The sequence below is a fragment of the Herbaspirillum sp. VT-16-41 genome, from assembly GCF_001994935.1.
In the GTDB taxonomy this organism is placed as follows: Bacteria; Pseudomonadota; Gammaproteobacteria; order Burkholderiales; family Burkholderiaceae_D; genus Herbaspirillum; species Herbaspirillum frisingense.
Window position 1 is genome coordinate 47,075 of the sequence record NZ_MUXB01000144.1, and the last position, 17,943, is coordinate 65,017.

Sequence of the window (17,943 nt, forward strand, 5' to 3'; positions counted from 1 at the left end):
GCTTGAGCACATCGCGGGGGGGATTCGAAGGGTTTCGCTTGCAAGCGAAACCGGGCCCGCGGCACGTGGGCGAATCCCTCGCTCGCGCAGCGAGCGTTAGCCGACGACTGAACGCGCACCGAAAGCAATCCAGGCCAACCCAGTCAACTAAAGCCCGCGCAAGCGGGCTTTTTTGTTTGGCGGCACCTAGCGATGTGCTTGAGCACATCGCGGGGGGGATTCGAAGGGTTTCGCTTGCAAGCGAAACCGGGCCCGCGGCACGTGGGCGAATCCCTCGCTCGCGCAGCGAGCGTTAGCCGACGACTGAACGCGCACCGAAAGCAATCCAGGCCAACCCAGTCAACCAAAGCCCGCGCCACCCCCCTAGCCCCGCCCGCACGCATTTGTCTCCGCCATAACATTCACTCTCCCTTTTTTGCGCTATCCTCCCCGCACCCTGACCTTCGTCACCAATGCAAGGTCAGACAGATCACAGGAGCCCCCATGAGCAGCGCAGCCCATCTCGACATCGATTCCCGTGGCCTGGCCACGCTCACGCTGAACCGGCCGGACGTGCACAACGCCTTCGACGACCAGTTGATCGCGCTGCTGATCGACCTGATCACCCAGGCCCGCGATGATCCACGCACCCGACTGCTGTTGCTGAGCTCGACCGGAAAATCCTTCTCGGCCGGTGCCGACCTGGCCTGGATGCGGCGCATGGCCGATGCTTCGCGCGAGGACAACCTGCGCGACGCCCGCAAACTGGCGCTGTTGATGGAAACCCTCAACGGCTTCCCGGCGCCGACCCTGGCCAAGGTGCAGGGCGCGGTCATGGGCGGGGGCGTGGGGCTGGTGTCGTGCTGCGATATCGTGGTGGCGTCGGAAGCGGCCTTCTTCGCGCTCTCGGAGGTCAAGCTGGGCCTGGCGCCAGCGGCCATCAGCCCCTATGTGATCGCCAAGATGGGGGTGTCGCAGGCCAGGCGCTTCTTCGTCTCGGGCGAGCGTTTTTCCGCCGTGCGCGCCGCTGCCATCGGCCTGGTCCACGAAGTGACGCTGGCCTCCGAGCTCGACGGCAAGGTGCTGCAATTGATCGATACCTTGCTGGCCAACGGGCCGCAGGCCATGCGCGCGGCCAAGCAACTGGTGCAGGTGGCCAATCCCCTGCAGGTCACGCCGGCGCTGTCGGAATACACCGCCGGAGTCATCGCCGACCTGCGCGCATCGGACGAGGGACGGGAGGGTTTGCGGGCCTTCCTGGAGAAGGGGACGCCTTCGTGGGTCGCTGGTAATCGCTAGTCGTTTGTCCTTTACGGCCGGGTTCAGCGTTCGTCGCGACCACGGCAGAACATGCGGCCGCGACGTCCGCAGCGTTCACGTTCTTCGGGTGTCATGGCTTCCCAGTGTGCGCGCATGAAGCGGCGCTTCTCCTGCCAGCCGCCGTGGCGGCCCCGGAAACCACCGAACAGTATCCGGCACAAGGCCAGCAGGCCCAGCGCGCGCCAGAAGCCGATCGGGTTGACCCCGGGGAAAATCGGCGGCATCACCCAGTTCCAGAGCAGCATCACCACCCCGCCCAGCAGCGGCAGGATCAGCACGCAGAGCGCCAGCTTGCCCAGCCACCAGCCACGACCGCCACGGTGACGCCGGGGGCGGTGATCCGGTCCTTGATCGGTCTGCTTGTCTTCCATGTGTTCCATTACATCTCCAATTCGTCATAGACCGCCTGCAGGCGTTCACGCAGGTGCAGGACGGCGTAGCGCTTGCGCGCCAGCAGGGTATTGAGGCTGGTGCCACTGTCGGCAGCCATTTCCTTGAAACTCTTGCCATCGAGTTCGTGCGCGATGAAGACTTCGCGCTGTGCCTCGGGCAATTCCTCCAGCGCTTCCTGCAGGGCAGTGATCAGGGCGGCGCGGGCATAGGCCGCCTCCGGTCCGTCTTCGCTGGCCGGCAGCAGCAGGTCCAGTCGCCAGGCCTGGTCGGCGCCGTCGAGGTCTTCGGCATCGCGGGACTCGGGCAGCGGTTCTTCCTTCTTCTTGCGGAAGCGGTCGATGATGCGGTTGCGCGCCACCCGGAACAGCCAGGCGCTGACCTGTTCGATAGGCTCCGGCAGGCGGTAGGCCTGGACGAACTCATAGAACACTTCCTGCAGGATGTCTTCGGCTTCGCCCGCGTCGGCCACCCGGCGGCGGATGAAACCACCCAGCCGGCTGCGCTCGCGCATGACGGTGGCGGTGATCTCGCGGTCCTGGTCGCTCATCGGGGAGAGTAGGGAAATGGGCTGCATGCCCTGAAGACGGGCCAGCGCCGCAGATATTGTGCCATCGGCGAAAAACGCAGCGGAACCGCGATTCTAGCGGTTCCGCCGCCAGCCTGGGGAGGGCTGCAGAGGGGGCGGGGAGGGGAGTCAGTCGTGCTCGAACACCTTGATCGCCTGGCGCAAGGTGGCCATGCGTTCCTGCATGGCGGCCACGGCGGCGGCGGAGTGCTCGACCATGTCGGCGTTCTGCTGGGTCATGCGGTCCAGCATCAGGGCCGATTCGCTGACCTGGGCCACACCCTGGCTTTGTTCGATCGCGCTGCTGGAGATATCGCCGATCAGGCTGCGCATGCCATCCACCTCGCTGACGATGCCGTCGATGGCGGCGCCTGCCTGTTCGGCGCGGGTGGCGCCGGCCTGGCTCTTGGCCACGCTCTGGCTGATCAGGGCCTTGATCTCATGCGCGGCGTTGGCGCTGCGCTGGGCCAGGGTGCGCACTTCGGCTGCCACCACGGCAAAGCCGCGTCCGGCCTCACCGGCGCGGGCGGCTTCGACGGCCGCATTCAGGGCCAGGATGTTGGTCTGGAAGGCGATGCTATCGATGAGGCCATTGATCTCGCCGATCTGGGTCGAGGACTGGGCGATTTCGTGCATGGTCTGCACCACCTGCATCACGATCTCGCGCCCCTGCGCGGCCGCCTCGCTGGTCTGTTGCGCCTGGGCATGGGCGGCCTGAGCCGTATCGGCGCTATGCCGTACTGCCACCGACATCTGCTCGGCTGCCGCGGCGGTCTGCTGCAGATGGGCATGGGTGGCGGCGGTCCGCTGGCGCAGGTCGGCGTTGTCGTCGGCGATCTGGTGATTGGCTTGATCGAGTCCGGCGAGCTGGGCGGAAACGTCGTCGATCAGGGCGCGCAGGTTCAGCCCGGCCTGGTTGACCGCGCGCAGCAGCTGTCCGATCTCGTCGATGCGGTCCAGGCCCTGGGTCTGGGCCGGCTGGCCGCAGGCGACCGCCTTGGCCTGTTGCAGTACCAGCGCCAGCGGCGCAGCCAGGCGTCGTTCCAGCCACCAGCCGGCCACGCCCAGTGCGGGCAGCAGGCTCACCGCCAGGGGCAGCAGCGGTGCATTCAGCAGGCCCTGGGCCCCGATTGCCGTCACGGCAACAGCGCCCAGGGCCAGCCGGATGCGCCAGCGTACCGGCATGAGCTGGCCCAGCCGCGTCCACGACCATAATCCCCGGCGGACCACCAGGCCCTGGCAGAAGTGCAGCCCCTGGGCGCGGCCCTCGCGGAAGCGGCGATAGAGTGCCGCCGCCGCGCTGATTTCGGCAGTCGAGGGACGGGTGCGCACCGACAGGAAGCCGCGGATCTGCCCACCCCGGCGGATCGGCGCGACGTTGGCGCGGACCCAGTAATGATGGCCGTCGGCGCGGCGGTTCTTGACCACGGCGGTCCAGGCCTGCCCCTGCCGCAGGGTGGCCCACATGTCGGCGAAAGCTTCACGCGGCATGTCGGGATGGCGAACGATATTGTGTGGCTGGCCAATCAACTGGTCGCGGGAAAAGCCGCTGATGTCGACGAAGCTGGAGTTGGCATAGGTCAGCACGCTGCTGGTGTCGGTACTGGACATGAGCGTGGCCTGGGCCGGGAAGGGGTACCCGGCTTCGTCATCGGCCGCCGTGCCGATGAGGCCGGCCTTTGGATGGAGCAGGACGGGCGGCTTGGCCTGGCTGATGCGGTGGTGGGGCAGATCGTGGGACGGATCGAGGGATGGGGAGGCACCTTGGTCGACACGAGGGACCAGGTCCTGGGGCAAGTCGTTGATCTTCATGGGCGTAAGACGATGGCAATGGCGATGGCAATGGCAAAGCGATGCCCGGTCCGCGGGCCGGATGGGCCTGTGGACGGCGTGGGTGTGAATGGGAATGAGTGGTCCGGTGCTTCGGCGATCCGTCGGGTCGGATCAGGCAGGGACACGCCTGGTGGGTGGCCGGGTCAGCCGTCCAGGATGTGCACGACGATCATCTGATTTGTTCTCCAGCTGCGTGGGTGTCGCCTGCCGAACTTGCAGACGCGTTTCCGGTTGCACGCCGTGCAACGAGAAAGGCTAGCTTTATAACGCGAACGCGACACCCACCGCCTGGGACTGATTGCGATATGTCAAAACGTGAGTAAAATTCATTCTGGCAATCTTTCCCTGTGGAATGAAGCCTTGTTCATCACCGATCTTCTTCCTCATAATTGCTCATCTGGAAATGCGAATGATCTTTCGTTGGACATGAAAAAAGCGCAGCCCGCGGGATGCGCTTTCGTCACGGCTACAGCTGTCTTCAGAGTTCGATGCGTGTCCCCAGCACCTGCAGGAATTGTGCGAGCCAGGCCGGGTGGGCGGGCCATGCCGGGGCGGTGACCAGCTTGCCATCCGTGATGGCGGCATCTACGGCGATGTCGGCGAAGTGTCCACCGGCCAGTTTCACCTCCGGTGCGCAGGCCGGGTAGGCCGAGACCTTCTTGCCTTCCAGCACGCCGGCGGCAGCCAGCACCTGCGGGCCGTGGCAGACGGCGGCGATGGGCTTGTCGGCCTTGGCGAAGGCTTGCACCAGTTCGATCACCTTGGGATTCAGGCGCAGGTATTCCGGGGCGCGGCCACCGGCCACCACCAGGGCGTCGTAGCCGGCCGCGCTGACCTCGTCGAAGCTGGCGTTGAGGGCGAACTGGTGGCCGGGCTTTTCGGTATAGGTCTGGTCGCCTTCGAAGTCGTGGATGGCGGTCTTGATCTTGTCGCCGGCCTTCTTGCCGGGGCAGACCGCATGCACGGTGTGGCCCACCATCTGCAGCGCCTGGAAGGGCACCATGGTTTCATAGTCTTCGGCGAAATCGCCGGTCAACAGCAGGATCTTCTTTGCAGCCATCATCATCTCCTTGGGGGAAGGACCGCCGGGCGCGGGGAGGGCGCGCAGCGGCCGGGTTGGAACGGATGTCTTGTCGATCTACGGCGAGTCCAGCCAGCGCATCTGCCGCGACTGGCCCATCAGGAAGTCGCGGTTCAGCTCCACGCATTCGCGCAGATAACTCCACAGCGCCGAGACCCGCGCCACATGCCGCTGCTCGCTGGAGGCCACCAGCCAGAAGGTGCGCGTGATGGCGATCTCATCGGGCAGCACCGGCACCAGTTGCTCGGATTGCTGGGCCAGGAAGCAGGGCAGGATCGCCAGCGCGCGCCCGGCGCAGGCCGCCGTGTACTGCGCCACCACGCTGGTGCTGCGGAAGGCGCGGAAGGCGTCCGGCGCCACCGTATCCTTGTAGCGCAATTCTTCACTGAAGACCAGATCGTCGATGTAGCCGATGAAGTTATGTTGCGCCAGATCAGACACGGTGTGAATGGTCGGGTGCTGGGCCAGGTACTCACGTGAAGCATAAAGCTTCAGGACATAGTCGGACAGTTTTGTGACCACGTAATTACCCGACAAGGGACGCTCGATGGAGACGCTGATGTCGGCCTCGTGCTTGGACAGGTTCACGAAGCGCGGCATGGGCAGCATGTCCACCGTGATATGCGGATTGCGGGCGCAGAAGTGGGCAATGTGCGGCGCCAGGACGTAGGTGCCGAAACCTTCGGTGGCACCCAGGCGTACCTGGCCGGAGAGCTTGCTGTTGTGGCCGCCCAGTTCCTCGGTGGCAGCGTAGAGGGTACTTTCCACCTGTTCGGCGTATTGCACCAGCCGATAGCCGTCGGCGGTCAGCTTGTAGCCGTGGTTGTTGCGGTCGAACAGCTGGCTGCCGACCTGTTCCTCTAAGCGCTTCATCCGGCGCGAGACGGTGGAGTGGTCGATGCCCAATTTCTTGGCCGCATCCACCAGCCCCTGGCTGCGCGTGAGTTCGAGGAAGACCCTCAGATTGTCCCAGTCCAGCATCTCGTCTCCATGGCTTTTCCTGATCTTGGATTTGCATTGATGCAAAAGCGTTTTGTCTTTGTGGTTATTGTATCGATAAATACGCACATGCAGAATAGCGGGGCCGCAATGGCACCCAAGTGGTGCAGAGGTCGCCAGGCGGCAGGAGGATCACGGCAAGGTCCGGCATCGGGATATCGAGCGCATCGATACCCACCGGGCAGGCCGACAACAATCACAAGATCAAGGAGACAAGATGCGCAAGAACGCTTTCGGCCGTTCCCTCTCGGCCGCTGCGGTGGCCTGTACCGTTTCGCTGGTGGCCAGCGTGGCGCCCGTCACCAATGCCATGGCGCAGGATGCCAACACGGTCAAGATCGGTGTCCTGACCGACATGTCCGGCCCGTATTCGGCCATGGGCGGCCAGGGCTCGGTGGTGGCGGCCAAGATGGCCGTGGAGGATTGCCTCAAGAACGAATGCAAGGGCATGAAGATCGAGGTGCTCTCGGCTGACAACCAGAACAAGCCCGACGTGGGCGTGACCCGTGCCCGCGAATGGCTGGATCGCGACAAGGTCGAGGCCATCGCCGACCTGACCAATTCCTCGGTCGCGCTGGCAGTGCAGAAGCTGATCAAGGACAAGGGCGGCATCGCCATGTACAGCGGCCCGGCCACCGGTGCGCTGACCACCGCCGAATGTGCACCCAACGGCTTCCACTGGATGTTTGACACCTACTCCCAGGCCGCTGGTGCAGCGGCGGCGCTGACCAAGCTGGGCAACAAGTCCTGGTACTTCGTGACGGTGGACTATGCCTTCGGCCACTCGCTGGAGAAGGATGCCTCCGACGTGGTCAAGGCCAATGGCGGCACGGTGGTGGGTTCGGTGCGCCATCCGCTGAACGCCTCGGACTTCTCGTCCTTCCTGCTGCAGGCGCAGGCGTCCAAGGCACAGGTGATCGGCCTGGCCGATGGTGGCACCGACGTGGTCAACGCCATCAAGCAGGCGCGCTCGTTCGCCATCGGCGGCAAGGACCAGCGTCTGGTGGCGCTGCTGGTGTTCCTGTCGGATGTGCATGCGCTGGGCCTGGAGGCGGCACAGGGGCTGGTCTATACCGATGGGTTCTACTGGGATTACGACGATCAGACGCGCGCCTTCTCCAAACGCTTCGAATCGCAGTTCAAGAACATCAAGCCGACCATGGTGCAGGCCGGTGTCTATTCCAGCGTCTATCAGTTCCTGAAGGCGCGCTCTGCCGCCAAGACCTCCGACTGGAAGGTGGTTTCGCAGAAGATGCGCGAGATCCCGATCTCCGACGCCGTCATGCGCAATGCCTCCATCCGTCCCGATGGCCGCGTGATCCACGACATGTACCTGTACCAGGTCAAGACCCCGGCCGAATCCAAGGGCGCCTGGGATTACCTGAAACTGCTGTCGGTGATCCCGGCGCAGCAGGCCTTCCGTCCGATGGATGCGGCCTGCCCGCTGGTCAAGCAGTAATCGTTCAAGCCGGGAGCGCTGCTCCCGGCCGTGCTCTCCTCACCTCTCCCACCTCTTCACACTGGAAACTGCAATGAGCCAAGCCAATATCCCCAACGTTCCCCTCTACCTCAACGGTGAAAAGGTGCAGTCCACCTCCAAGGAGTGGCGCGACGTGCTGAACCCGGCCACCCAGGAAGTGGTGGCCCGCGTGCCCTTCGCCACCAAGGAAGAAGTCGATCGCGCCGTCGCCAATGCCAAGGAAACCTTCAAGACCTGGCGCAATACCTCGCTGGCGCAGCGCATGCGCATCATGCTCAAGTTCCAGCAACTGCTGCGCGAGAACATCGCCCCGCTGGCCGAACTGATCACCCGTGAACACGGCAAGACCCTGCCGGACGCCGAAGGCGAAGTCATGCGCGGCCTGGAAGTGGTGGAGCACGCCTGCTCGATCACCTCCCTGCAGCTTGGCGAACTGGCCGAGAACGTGGCCGGCGGGGTGGACGTCTACACCCTGTACCAGCCGCTGGGCGTGGGGGCCGGCATCACCGCCTTCAACTTCCCGGTGATGCTGCCTTGCTTCATGTTCCCCATCGCCGTGGCTTGCGGCAATACCTTCGTGTTGAAGCCCTCCGAACAGGACCCCACCTCGTCGCTGTTCCTGGTCGAACTGGCCAACCAGGCCGGCCTGCCGCCGGGCGTGCTCAACGTGGTGCATGGCGGCCCGGACGTGGCCAACATGATCTGCGACCATCCGGATATCAAGGCGGTCTCCTTCATCGGTTCCACCCATGTCGGCACCCATATCTACCGTCGCGCCAGCGAAGCCGGCAAGCGCGCCCAGTGCATGATGGGCGCCAAGAACCACTGCATCGTGCTGCCCGATGCGCCCAAGGACCAGGCCATCAACAACCTGCTGGGCGCGGCCTTCGGTGCGGCCGGCCAGCGCTGCATGGCCAACTCGGTGGTGGTGCTGGTGGGCCAGACCCGCGAGTGGATTCCCGAGATCGTCGAACGCTCCAAGGCCATGAAGGTCGGTCCGGGCACCGATCGCAAGGCCGATGTCGGACCGCTGGTCTCGCAGGCAGCCAAGCAACGCGTGGAGCGCCTTATCGCCAGCGGTGTGGAGCAGGGTGCCAAGCTGCTGCTGGATGGCCGCAATTGCACCGTGGCCGGCAACGAGAAGGGCAACTTCGTCGGCCCCACCGTCTTCACCGGCGTCAAGCCCGAGATGGATATCTACACCCAGGAAATCTTCGGCCCGGCCATGTGCATCGTGGAACTGGAGACGCTGGACGAGGCGATTGCCTTCATCAACGCCAATCCGAACGGCAACGGCACCTCCATCTTCACCAGCTCCGGGTATGCGGCGCGCAAGTTCCAGAACGAGATCGACGTCGGCCAGGTCGGCATCAACGTGCCCATCCCGGTGCCGGTGGCCTACTTCAGCTTCACCGGTTCGCGTGCTTCCAAGCTGGGCGACCTCGGTCCCAACGGCAAGCAGGCAGTCACCTTCTGGACCCAGACCAAGACCGTCACCGCGCGCTGGTATGCGCCCGATGAAGAGGCTGGCCAGGTCAACACCACCATCACCCTGAAGTGAGGAGAGCAGCATGAGCGCCAACATCGTCTTTATCGGCCTGGGCAACATGGGGTTGCCGATGGCGCAGAACCTGGTCAAGGCCGGCTTCTCGGTCAGCGGTCATGACCTGGTCAAGGCCAGCGTGGACAAGCTGGTCGAGACCGGCGGCAAGACCGAGGCCGATTCCATGGCGGCGGTGGCCAAGGCCGACGTGGTCATCACCATGCTGCCGGCCAGCCGGCACGTGGAGTCGCTCTATCTGGGCGAGGCCGGCGTGCTGGCCTCGGCCAAGCCCGGCACCCTGCTGATCGACTGCTCCACCATCGCGCCGGAAGCGGCACGCAAGGTGGCCGCAGCGGCCCGGGAGCGTGGTTTCGAGATGCTGGATGCGCCGGTCTCCGGTGGCACCAATGGCGCCACCGCCGGCACTCTGACCTTCATGGTGGGCGGCAGCCTGCAAGCCTTCGAGGCGGCCCAGCCCTATCTGCAGAAGATGGGAAAGGCCATCTACCATGCCGGCGAGAGCGGCAGCGGCCAGACCGTCAAGGTCTGCAACAACATGCTCCTGGGCATCCTGATGATCGGGACCTCGGAAGCCATCCGCCTGGGCATTGCCAATGGCATGGACCCCAAGGTGTTGTCGGAGATCATGTCCAAGAGCTCCGGGCGCAACTGGACGCTGGAAGTCTATAACCCTTGCCCCGGCGTGATGGATACCGCGCCGGCCTCCAAGGGCTATGCCGGCGGCTTCGGTGTGGACCTGATGCTGAAGGACCTGGGCCTGGCCGTGGAAAACGCGCTGGCGACCAACTGCGCCATCCCGCTGGGGGCGACCGCGCGCAATCTGTACGACATCCACAGCATGAATGGCGCCGGCAAGCTGGACTTCTCCAGCATCTTCAACATGCTGGGCAAGGCGCAATAAGCCACCCGGAGAGGCTGCAAACGAAAAGGGACGACCTGCGGGTCGTCCCTTGCTCTATCTTTCATGTTGCTGCGTGGAGAGCAGCAGCTAGTCTCTTCACTTGCTGCTCATTTCCTCACTTCTTTACTTCATCCTCGATATGGGCGCGGATGATGTCGGCGAAGCTGGCATCTGCGGTGAAGCCCAGGGCCTTGGCGCGCTTGGCTTCGAACTGGCCGGGCCAGGAGTTGACGATGCGCTTGATGGCTTCGTCTTCCTTCCATTCGATCAGCTTGACCACGTCCGCACCGGCCACCTGTTCCAGGGCATCGACCATGTCCTTGACGGTGACGCACAGGCCATCGATGGACAGGAAGCGTGCCAGGCCCAGGTCGGCGCCATTGATTTCATGACCGTGGATCAGGTTGGCGATGGCCTGGCGCGGCGACATCAGCCACATGCGGGTGTCCGGCGTGACCGGGCAGACCGAGGGCTGGCCATTGAGCGGTTCGCGGATGATGCCGGAGGCAAAGCTGGAGGCCGCCTTGTTGGGCGCGCCCGGGCGCACCGAGATGGTGGGCATGCGCAGGGCGCGACCGTCGATGAAACCCTTGCGTGAATAATCCTGCACCAGCAGTTCGCCCATCACCTTTTGCGCACCGTAGGAACTTTGCGGCATCAGCAGGGTGTTGTCCGGCACCACGGCCGGCAGTTCGCCGCCGAACACCGCCACCGAGCTGGTGAACACCACGCGCGGCTTGCTGCCGACGGCGCGGGCACGTTCCAGGATGACGCGGGTGGCGTCGAAGTTGATCTTCATGCCCAGGTCGAAGTCGGCCTCGGCGTGGCCGCTGACGATGGCGGCCAGGTGGACGATGGATTGCGTCTCGGCGGTGATGACGCGCTCGATCACGGCGGCGTCGGCGATGTCACCGGTGACCGCTTCGATGCGCGGATCATCGAAGCCCTGGGCCGGCACCACGTCCAGCAGGGTGATGCGCTTGATCTCTTGCTGCTGGCCGTCGCGGCCGGTGAGGGTGCCGCGCTGCAGCAGCTGGCGTGCCAGTCGGCTGCCCAGGAAGCCGGCGCCGCCGGTGATGACGATATGCATGTGTTCTCCTCGTGGTCTGTGGTCGCTGGTCTGGGTCGGGGGACCTGGCACCAGGCGCATGGTTGCAGTATCTGGGCTATCTGCCCGTTGTTCGACAGCGATTATAGCAAAGTTGTAATACAACTTTGCGCGCGTTTGAAAGAAGTCGCAAAAGCCAAAGATGGCGCGGTATCATGCGCGCCATGAAGACATCCTCCTCCTCCAGGCCGCAGGGATCGGCCCTCGCAACGATGGCGGCGAACGTGCGCGGCAAGACCACGCTGGCTGACCATGTCACCAGCGTGCTGGCGCAGCAGATCCGGGGCGGCGAGTTTGCACCTGATGCGCGCCTGCCTTCGGAGATGGAGCTGACCGAACGCTTTGCGGTGAGCCGCACGGTGATCCGCGAGGCGATTTCGCGGCTGAAGTCGGAAGGCCTGGTCGGTTCGCGGCGGGGCAGCGGGACGGTCGTGTTGCCGGTGACCCAGACCACGCCGTTCCGGCTCGATCTGGGCGGGGATGATGGCCGCGATTCCATCCAGGCCGTGCTGCGGGTGATCGAGTTGCGGCGTGGGGTCGAGGGTGAGATGGCGGCGCTGGCCGCGCAGCGCCGCAGCAAGGCGCAGAACCAGGCCATCCAGCTCGCCTTGCAGGCCATCGATGCCGCTGCCGCAGCTGGCCGCGATGGCGTGCAGGAAGACTTCGCCTTCCATGCGGCCATTTCCAATGCTTCGCATAATCCGCTCTATACCTCGCTGGTGCAGTTCCTGAGCCAGTTCCTGCATGCCGCGATCCGCGTGGCACGGATGAACGAGGCGCGCAGCAGCGAGTTCGTGCAACAGGTGCGCGCCGAGCATGCGGCGCTGGCTGCGGCCATCAGCGCGGGCGATGCCGACGCGGCGCGCACGGCGGCCTTGCTGCATATGGAAAATTCGGCCAAGCGCATTCAGGCGGCGGACAAGGCGTTCTGGGCCAGTGCCGAAGGACAGGCGGCGGCACGGGACCTGGCGCGGGTAAAGAGCGGGAATTGACTGCGGAAGACCGCCGGGATGGCGGCTGAAAGGGCATAAAAAAAACGCTGCACGAGGCAGCGTTTTTTATTGGCATCGGCAAGGATCAGCCGCGCACGACCTTCTTGTATTCGTTGGTGCGGGTGTCGATTTCGATGTCGTCATCCTGGCTCACGAACAGCGGCACCATCACGACGATCTGGTTGGCTTCGATGGCGTTTTCGATCTTGGCTTCCTTCAGGACGTTGCCCGAGGTGTTGCCCTTGACGGCCGGTTCCGAGTAGGCAACCTTGCGCACGATGGTGGTGGGCATTTCGACCGAGATGGCCTTGCCGTCATAGAACACGGCTTCGCACTGCATGCCGTCCTTCAGGTAGCCGATGGCGTCGCCCATGTTCTCGCCTTCGATTTCGTACTGGTTGTACTCTTCGTCCATGAAGACGTACAGCGGGTCAGCGAAGTACGAGTAGGTCACCGGCTTCTTGTCCAGCACCACGACGTCGAACTTGTCGTCGCCACGGAAGACGCTTTCCTGGGGGCTGTTGGTCAGCAGGTTCTTCATTTTCCACTTGTAGGTGAAGCCGGTACGGGAAGAACCGTTGACGTCCGAGCGCAGGACGATCATGGGCTTGCTGTCGACCATAATGATGTTGCCGACGCGGATTTCTTTTGCAAATTTCATAGCGATGTGTCGTGAAAAGTAGGTTTTTTCAAACTGTCAGTAGCCCACTGGTAAAACTTCACCGCAAGCCCACGTACGATTGAATGCCAAACTGCGTTAAAACTGTAGCCCGCTATTTTAACCCATTTTCAGCGCTGTTCCACTCTTGCTCGACCAGCTGACGGGCGAAGCGGAGCAAATTGTCCATCCAGTCGCCATTTGCCAACATCTCCTGCAGCCACTGCCCTGCAGCCTCGGTCACGACCGGCAGCTCGGTCTGCAGCGTGCGCCAGTTGGCGTGCCAGTCGAATGCGCCGGGATAGGCGCCGTTCCAGGCCCGGTTCAGGTCGGCAACGGCAGCCGTGGCAGGGTGGTAGATCTTCAGGAAGGCGTTGAGCTTGGTATGGTGAAGGTTCTTGTCCTGGTGATAGATATTCCAGATGAAGGGCTTGCCGGCCCACTGGGCGCGTACGAAGGAATCTTCACCCCGGACAAAATTGAGGTCACAGCTCCAGAGCAGGCGGTCGTAGTCGGTCTGAGCCACGAAGGGCAGCACCCGCACGCTCAGGGCGCCGCGCGTGGCGCCTGCGCCGGGAACCATGGGGGCAGCCAGGAAATCCTCGACCACGGCGCGACCCACGCCTTCGGGGACGAGGCAGGTGACCGGCACCGGTGAATCTTGCCAGCTTGCAAACAGTTCGCGGATGGGCGCGTAGTCATAGCAGAATAGCGAGACCTTGCAGGCTTGCGCCTCCTGGGCTATCACGCCCAGGCGCGCCAGCAGGGCGAGGCCTGCGTTGCTGGCCAGGAAAGCCTGCCGTTGCGCTTCCAGTCCGGCCTCGACCGTGAGGCCGCCGGTACGCTGGTTGAAGCCGGGGAAGAAGAAATACTTGGTCAGCTTCAGCGAACGATGCGGGGAGGGCAGGGTGTGGCACCCCTCGACCCAGGTCTCGGCCGACAAGCCTTCCAGGTTGAACCAGACCGGCTTGACCGGACGCTGTGCCATGGCCTCTACGTAGCCAGGCGGGATCTCGCAGCCGAAGAACTCGATGACGATATCGGCCACGTCGGCCGGCCCATAATGGCCATCCTGCCCGCGCCAGTGCTGCACGGTCACGCCGGCCAGCTCCTGGGTGGCGGCATCGGTCCGCACTTCCGGCCAGATGCGGCGGAAGCTGACCAGATCATCGACCCACAGGCGCACCGCGAGGCCATGTTCATGCGCCAGTTGCCGCGCCAGCCGCCAGCAGATGCCGATATCCCCATAGTTGTCGACGACCTTGCAGAACAGGTCCAGGGAGTGCAGGGGATTGCGGGCGGCAGGCATAGGGCGGGTCAGGGAACGGAGAGATAGGCGGTAAGCAGATAAACAGCAGCAGGGCTGCATGATACCCATTTGTGGAGACGGCAGTTGCACGGCAGTTGTATGGCCTTGAACAACACACTCAAGATTTTTCAAATTAAATCGCTTGCAATTTAATTTTGAGCGGTTTAATATTCGATCCATGGACAAGACGCACACAACGACGCTACCGGATGCCTTGATCGACGAAGCCCTGCTTCTCGACAACCAGCTCTGTTTCGCGATGTACTCTGCGTCGTTGGCAATGACCAAGGCCTACAAGAAGATCCTGGCGCCGCTGGATATCACCTACCCGCAATACCTGGTGATGATGGTCTTGTGGGAAAAGGATCAGGTGACCGTATCGGAGCTGGGCAGCCGCCTGTTCCTGGATTCTGGTACGCTCACCCCGCTGCTCAAGCGCATGGAAACGATGGGTTTGTTGCATCGTAACCGCGACGCCGGTGACGAGCGCCGGGTGGTGGTGAGCCTGAGCGATGCCGGCCGCGCCCTGCGCGAAAAAGCCAAGGCCGTGCCGCTGCAGATGAGCTGCATGTTGCCCTCGCTGGATCAGGTCAGGCAGTTGGTGGTGGAGCTGAAGGAAGTCCGCAAGGGTTTGTATGGCGCCGAAGAGCAGTGATCGTGCCTGTTACATTGGTTTTTATATTGTGCGCAATAATATAGTGAATTATTTATAGCATTATCGCAGCAGGCAGCAAAACGAAAGCATCACACGTCATTCACGCATCACGCAGTAGCAGAAGTCGCTGAAGTAGCAGGATGATTTAGCAAGTCGATGGTGATCGAAAGCGAATCTTTCGACGCCATGCCCCTCAAACGGAACCCGCTAGGGTTTTAACCTGAACATTGAAAGGAAAGACCATGCCCTCGAACAAGATCGAAAAAGCCCTGTACACCGCCACCGCTACCGCTACCGGCGGCCGTGAAGGCTCTGCCAAGTCCTCCGACGGCGTCCTGGACGTCAAGCTGTCGACCCCCAAGGAACTGGGCGGCGCCGGCGGTAACGGCACCAACCCGGAACAACTGTTTGCCGCCGGTTATTCGGCTTGCTTCCTGGGCGCGCTGAAGTTCGTCGCCGGCCAGGCCAAGGTTGCCCTGCCGGCTGACGCCAGCATCACCGGCAAGGTCGGCATCGGCCAGATCCCGGGCGGCTTCGGCATCGAAGCCGAGCTCAACATCTCGCTGCCGGGCGTGGACAAGGCCGTGGCGCAAGACCTGGTGAACAAGGCTCACCAAGTCTGCCCGTACTCCAACGCTACCCGCGACAACATCAACGTGACCCTGAACCTGGTCTGATCCGTTGATGCAAGCGCTTCCCTTTACGGGAAGCGCGGATGAAAAAATCGCCGCTGCGACTTTGGTCCCAGCGGCGATTGTCGTTTGCGGCTTGCCGGTCAGTCTGCCCGACCAGGTGCCCGCAGCAACCCTTGCAGCAGGGTGCGGGCCACGCAACGGTGGAAGGGCATGATTGCGGCCAGATAGAACTCGCCCAGCCAGCGCTTGGTTCGTACGACGGTGGTGACGGTCAGCCACTGGTCGCCGACATCGTCGACATCGTCGACATTGCCGACATCATTGGCATCACCGCTCGCCTCCACAGCATGGCCGGATGACTTTTCCACACAGAGACGGAAGTCGAGATGGCTGTCATCGAGCCCCATCACCACCCGGCGCGGCTCGGCCATCAACAGCGGGAAACCCGCCGGTGCGCCGTTGTCCGATGCGCGCTTCAAGCCCAGCGGTGCCACCAGTCGGTCGCGCAGCGCCAGCAGGGCGCTGATCCAGGCCGGTTGCGCGGCCATCATCCTGGCGGTGATCTCGGTGGTGTTCAACTGTGCCAGTTGCGGCGTAAGCCGGATGCGGAAGCTGTCGGCGAAACCGGCGCCGGGCAGCAGGGCCCAGTGGCGCGGGGCAGGAGCGATCTCTTCGGTGTGCTGGAAGTGCGATGCAGGCATGATGACCTCGAAGCGGGTTGAAAAAAAAGCCGGTAGCAGGGCTACCGGCTTGCTCCTCCGAGCCTACTTGCCGTTGCGCCGCTGCTTTTCCGCCGCGCGGGCGCTGGCGAAGCGCTCGTGGGTTTCCTCAGCCTTGCGGCGCCCGAAGGCGTAGTTGGCTTCCAGCCACATGACATTGATGATGCCGAAGGCCAGCGCCAGGCCGATGCCGAGTATCCAGGCGAAATACCACATGATGTTCTCCTTGTTCCAGTTTGCGATTGCGCGTAATCAATACGCCGTATGTTCGTTGTCGTGAATGTCCTTGGCCGTGACCTTGCCCTTGACCACGCGATACACCCAGCCGGTGTAGAGAATGATCAGCGGCAGGAAGATCAGCACCATCCAGAACATCAGGCCCAGGGTCTTGTGGCTGGAGACCGAATCCCACAGGGTCAGGCTGCTCTTGGCATCCAGCGAGGAAGGCATGATGAAGGGGAACAGCGACATGCCGGCGGTGAGGATGATGCCGGTTACCGACAGGCCGCTTGCGATGAAGGCCAGGCGGGCACTGCGCACCATGGCCAACAGCGCTGCCAGCACCGCACCGGCCACGCCCAGCGCCGGGAACAGCTTGGTCGCGGGCCACTTGGCGTAGTTGTCGAACCAGGCTCCGGCGACCACTTCCACGGTCTTGGCCAGGGGTGTGAAGGCGCTGTTGGCGTCGGGCATGGAGGTGATGCGATAACCCGGCATCTGGGCTACCCAGAAGCCGCCGGCCACGAACAGCAGGACCGTCGCCAGGGCAGCGCCCATGATGGTCTTGCGCGAACGTTCGGCCACCACGGCATCGGTCTTGACGAAGGCGAAGGCGGCGCCATGCATCAGCAGCATGGCCACCGACAACAGGCCGGCCAGCAGGCCGAAGGGGTTCAACAGGGCGAAGAAGCTGCCGGTGTATTCGACCCGCATGGTGTCGTCATAGTGGAAGGGCACACCCAGCAGCAGGTTGCCGAAGGCCACGCCGCAGATCAGGGGCGGAACGAAGCCACCGATGAACAGGCCCCAGTCCCAGGCATTGCGCCAGCGCGGATCGGCCACCTTGCTGCGGTAGTCGAAACCGACCGGGCGGAAGAACAGCGAGAACAGCAACACCATCAGGGCGATGTAGAAGCCCGAGAAGGCGGTGGCATACACCAGCGGCCAGGCCGCGAAGGTGGCGCCGCCGGCGGTGATGAACCAGGTCTGGTTGCCTTCCCAGGTGGGGCCGATGGAGTTGATCAGGATGCGCCGTTCGGTATCGGTGCGGCCGGCAAAGGGCAACATCATGCCCACGCCGAAGTCGAAGCCGTCGGTGAGCGCAAAGCCGATGATGAGTACGCCGACGAAGGCCCACCAGATCAGCTTGAGTGTTTCGTAATCGAAGATCATTCTGCTTTCCTCATTTCTTCTGGTGGCTTAGTGGCTGCCGGCATTGGCCGACGGATTCAGGGGCGGCGGCAGGACATCGTCGGGGCCGTTTTCGCGGCCCTTGGTTTCCCAGTGGTATTGGCCGGTATGCAGGCTGCTGGGGCCAAGGCGGGCATACTTCACCATCAGGATCATTTCCACCACCAGCAGGAAGGTATAGAACAGGATGAATCCGGCCAGGCTGAAGTAGAGGCTGCCCGGCTGCAGCGAGGAGGCCGACAGGTGGGTCGGCAGGATGCCGGCAATGGTCCAGGGCTGGCGGCCGTATTCGGCCACGATCCAGCCCAGTTCGGCGGCGATCCAGGGCAGCGGGATAGCGAT

Annotated in this window: 19 protein-coding genes; 7 read left to right on the forward strand and 12 right to left on the reverse strand. The window is 63.5% G+C overall.

Annotation, left to right across the window (positions count from 1 at the left end; all coding sequences use genetic code 11):
• The first annotated feature begins 483 nt into the window (after positions 1-483).
• Entirely contained in the window at positions 484-1,278 is a 795-nt protein-coding gene (locus BTM36_RS23515; RefSeq protein WP_077238181.1) for an enoyl-CoA hydratase-related protein, read from the forward strand.
• Positions 1,279-1,301: 23 nt separating this feature from the next.
• Here the strand turns inward: BTM36_RS23515 and BTM36_RS23520 are convergent, their stop codons facing one another.
• The 5 genes from BTM36_RS23520 to BTM36_RS23540 form a co-directional block, all read right to left on the reverse strand.
• Entirely contained in the window at positions 1,302-1,679 is a 378-nt protein-coding gene (locus tag BTM36_RS23520) for a hypothetical protein (RefSeq protein ID WP_077238182.1), read from the reverse strand.
• Complete coding sequence (locus BTM36_RS23525) at positions 1,679-2,266, reverse strand: RNA polymerase sigma factor (protein ID WP_077238183.1); 588 nt, start codon at positions 2,264-2,266, stop codon at positions 1,679-1,681. Before BTM36_RS23525 ends, BTM36_RS23520 begins: the two co-directional genes overlap by 1 nt.
• A gap of 120 nt (positions 2,267-2,386) precedes the next feature.
• Entirely contained in the window at positions 2,387-4,069 is a 1,683-nt protein-coding gene (locus tag BTM36_RS23530) for a methyl-accepting chemotaxis protein (RefSeq protein ID WP_077238184.1), read from the reverse strand.
• 499 nt (positions 4,070-4,568) lie between these two features.
• Positions 4,569-5,150 (reverse strand): DJ-1/PfpI family protein, encoded by a 582-nt coding sequence (locus BTM36_RS23535; protein WP_077238185.1) that lies wholly within the window; start codon positions 5,148-5,150, stop codon positions 4,569-4,571.
• Between the two features lie 78 nt (positions 5,151-5,228).
• Positions 5,229-6,152: a LysR family transcriptional regulator gene (locus BTM36_RS23540; RefSeq protein WP_077238186.1), complete on the reverse strand. Its 924-nt coding sequence runs from the start codon at positions 6,150-6,152 to the stop codon at positions 5,229-5,231.
• Positions 6,153-6,387: 235 nt separating this feature from the next.
• On the opposite strand from BTM36_RS23540, the gene BTM36_RS23545 reads away from it, so the two are divergent.
• From BTM36_RS23545 to mmsB, 3 genes are all read left to right on the forward strand, one after another.
• On the forward strand, positions 6,388-7,629 hold the full coding sequence (locus BTM36_RS23545; protein WP_077238187.1) for an ABC transporter substrate-binding protein: 1,242 nt from the start codon (positions 6,388-6,390) through the stop codon (positions 7,627-7,629).
• A 73-nt stretch (positions 7,630-7,702) separates the two neighbouring features.
• Positions 7,703-9,211 (forward strand): CoA-acylating methylmalonate-semialdehyde dehydrogenase, encoded by a 1,509-nt coding sequence (locus BTM36_RS23550; protein WP_077238188.1) that lies wholly within the window; start codon positions 7,703-7,705, stop codon positions 9,209-9,211.
• A 10-nt stretch (positions 9,212-9,221) separates the two neighbouring features.
• The gene (mmsB, locus tag BTM36_RS23555) at positions 9,222-10,115 is read left to right on the forward strand and encodes a 3-hydroxyisobutyrate dehydrogenase (protein WP_077238189.1); all 894 of its coding nucleotides are present in this window, start codon (positions 9,222-9,224) and stop codon (positions 10,113-10,115) included.
• 115 nt (positions 10,116-10,230) lie between these two features.
• On the opposite strand, the gene denD is transcribed toward mmsB, so the two are convergent.
• Positions 10,231-11,205, reverse strand: a complete 975-nt coding sequence (gene denD, locus BTM36_RS23560; protein ID WP_077238190.1) for a D-erythronate dehydrogenase — start codon at positions 11,203-11,205, stop codon at positions 10,231-10,233.
• 173 nt (positions 11,206-11,378) lie between these two features.
• On the opposite strand from denD, the gene BTM36_RS23565 reads away from it, so the two are divergent.
• Positions 11,379-12,215, forward strand: a complete 837-nt coding sequence (locus BTM36_RS23565) for a FadR/GntR family transcriptional regulator (RefSeq protein WP_077238191.1) — start codon at positions 11,379-11,381, stop codon at positions 12,213-12,215.
• Positions 12,216-12,300: 85 nt separating this feature from the next.
• Here BTM36_RS23565 and BTM36_RS23570 read toward each other — a convergent pair whose 3' ends face one another.
• Positions 12,301-12,876, reverse strand: a complete 576-nt coding sequence (locus tag BTM36_RS23570; RefSeq protein WP_006464413.1) for an elongation factor P — start codon at positions 12,874-12,876, stop codon at positions 12,301-12,303.
• Positions 12,877-12,988: 112 nt separating this feature from the next.
• On the reverse strand, positions 12,989-14,182 hold the full coding sequence (gene earP / locus BTM36_RS23575) for an elongation factor P maturation arginine rhamnosyltransferase EarP (RefSeq protein WP_077238192.1): 1,194 nt from the start codon (positions 14,180-14,182) through the stop codon (positions 12,989-12,991).
• A gap of 178 nt (positions 14,183-14,360) precedes the next feature.
• On the opposite strand from earP, the gene BTM36_RS23580 reads away from it, so the two are divergent.
• Together BTM36_RS23580 and BTM36_RS23585 are read left to right on the forward strand one after the other, a co-directional pair.
• A complete protein-coding gene (locus tag BTM36_RS23580) occupies positions 14,361-14,837 on the forward strand; it encodes a MarR family winged helix-turn-helix transcriptional regulator (protein ID WP_168189830.1) in 477 nt (158 codons plus the stop codon).
• 242 nt (positions 14,838-15,079) lie between these two features.
• Positions 15,080-15,514, forward strand: a complete 435-nt coding sequence (locus tag BTM36_RS23585; RefSeq protein WP_006464419.1) for an organic hydroperoxide resistance protein — start codon at positions 15,080-15,082, stop codon at positions 15,512-15,514.
• 98 nt (positions 15,515-15,612) lie between these two features.
• Here BTM36_RS23585 and BTM36_RS23590 read toward each other — a convergent pair whose 3' ends face one another.
• The 4 genes from BTM36_RS23590 to BTM36_RS23605 form a co-directional block, all read right to left on the reverse strand.
• Positions 15,613-16,173, reverse strand: a complete 561-nt coding sequence (locus BTM36_RS23590; protein ID WP_077238193.1) for a DUF2867 domain-containing protein — start codon at positions 16,171-16,173, stop codon at positions 15,613-15,615.
• A 63-nt stretch (positions 16,174-16,236) separates the two neighbouring features.
• A complete protein-coding gene (cydX, locus tag BTM36_RS23595) occupies positions 16,237-16,407 on the reverse strand; it encodes a cytochrome bd-I oxidase subunit CydX (RefSeq protein WP_006464422.1) in 171 nt (56 codons plus the stop codon).
• Positions 16,408-16,443: 36 nt separating this feature from the next.
• The gene (gene cydB / locus BTM36_RS23600; protein WP_077238194.1) at positions 16,444-17,583 is read right to left on the reverse strand and encodes a cytochrome d ubiquinol oxidase subunit II; all 1,140 of its coding nucleotides are present in this window, start codon (positions 17,581-17,583) and stop codon (positions 16,444-16,446) included.
• A 27-nt stretch (positions 17,584-17,610) separates the two neighbouring features.
• Positions 17,611-17,943 (reverse strand): cytochrome ubiquinol oxidase subunit I (locus tag BTM36_RS23605; protein WP_174616905.1); only part of this gene is annotated, 333 nt, incomplete at its 5' end.

Coding starts and splice junctions, on each gene's coding strand:
- BTM36_RS23515 (WP_077238181.1), top strand. CDS start 484: ATGAGCAGCGCAGCCCATCTCGACATCGATTCCCGTGGCCTGGCCACG.
- BTM36_RS23520 (WP_077238182.1), bottom strand. CDS start 1,679: ATGGAACACATGGAAGACAAGCAGACCGATCAAGGACCGGATCACCGC.
- BTM36_RS23525 (WP_077238183.1), bottom strand. CDS start 2,266: ATGCAGCCCATTTCCCTACTCTCCCCGATGAGCGACCAGGACCGCGAG.
- BTM36_RS23530 (WP_077238184.1), bottom strand. CDS start 4,069: ATGAAGATCAACGACTTGCCCCAGGACCTGGTCCCTCGTGTCGACCAA.
- BTM36_RS23535 (WP_077238185.1), bottom strand. CDS start 5,150: ATGGCTGCAAAGAAGATCCTGCTGTTGACCGGCGATTTCGCCGAAGAC.
- BTM36_RS23540 (WP_077238186.1), bottom strand. CDS start 6,152: ATGCTGGACTGGGACAATCTGAGGGTCTTCCTCGAACTCACGCGCAGC.
- BTM36_RS23545 (WP_077238187.1), top strand. CDS start 6,388: ATGCGCAAGAACGCTTTCGGCCGTTCCCTCTCGGCCGCTGCGGTGGCC.
- BTM36_RS23550 (WP_077238188.1), top strand. CDS start 7,703: ATGAGCCAAGCCAATATCCCCAACGTTCCCCTCTACCTCAACGGTGAA.
- mmsB (WP_077238189.1), top strand. CDS start 9,222: ATGAGCGCCAACATCGTCTTTATCGGCCTGGGCAACATGGGGTTGCCG.
- denD (WP_077238190.1), bottom strand. CDS start 11,205: ATGCATATCGTCATCACCGGCGGCGCCGGCTTCCTGGGCAGCCGACTG.
- BTM36_RS23565 (WP_077238191.1), top strand. CDS start 11,379: ATGCGCGCCATGAAGACATCCTCCTCCTCCAGGCCGCAGGGATCGGCC.
- BTM36_RS23570 (WP_006464413.1), bottom strand. CDS start 12,876: ATGAAATTTGCAAAAGAAATCCGCGTCGGCAACATCATTATGGTCGAC.
- earP (WP_077238192.1), bottom strand. CDS start 14,182: ATGCCTGCCGCCCGCAATCCCCTGCACTCCCTGGACCTGTTCTGCAAG.
- BTM36_RS23580 (WP_168189830.1), top strand. CDS start 14,361: ATGGACAAGACGCACACAACGACGCTACCGGATGCCTTGATCGACGAA.
- BTM36_RS23585 (WP_006464419.1), top strand. CDS start 15,080: ATGCCCTCGAACAAGATCGAAAAAGCCCTGTACACCGCCACCGCTACC.
- BTM36_RS23590 (WP_077238193.1), bottom strand. CDS start 16,173: ATGCCTGCATCGCACTTCCAGCACACCGAAGAGATCGCTCCTGCCCCG.
- cydX (WP_006464422.1), bottom strand. CDS start 16,407: ATGTGGTATTTCGCCTGGATACTCGGCATCGGCCTGGCGCTGGCCTTC.
- cydB (WP_077238194.1), bottom strand. CDS start 17,583: ATGATCTTCGATTACGAAACACTCAAGCTGATCTGGTGGGCCTTCGTC.